Source organism: Leifsonia sp. HAY1-4F, assembly GCF_056755275.1.
This window is the reverse complement of sequence record NZ_JBNDHX010000572.1, coordinates 1-240: the sequence shown is the minus strand read 5'-3', so window position 1 is coordinate 240 and position 240 is coordinate 1. Positions and strand designations below refer to the sequence as shown.

Below are 240 nucleotides of genomic sequence, written 5' to 3'. Positions count from 1 at the left end.
ATCTGGAACTGACTATTTCTTATGTGAAACAGCTGACGGTGTCACAGTATTGCGTGCTTTCGATGCTGCTTAGTATCTTGCTTTTTGTAAGAGAACTGCTGAAAGCAATGAAGCCGGAAGCGCGATCGATAATGATGTGGAGTCAGAATGCTGTATCACTTGTCAGAAGAGCATAAAATGCTGCGCCAGTTTGTTCGAGAATTCGCTGAGTCGCAGCTTGCTCCCAACGCTGCAGAAGTC

Annotated in this window: 1 protein-coding gene; it reads left to right on the top strand. The window is 45.8% G+C overall.

Features of this window, described 5'->3' with window-relative positions:
* Positions 1-147: 147 nt before the first annotated feature.
* On the top strand, positions 148-240 hold a 93-nt coding region (locus ACPYOG_RS20535; protein WP_481295915.1), incomplete at its 3' end, for an acyl-CoA dehydrogenase family protein.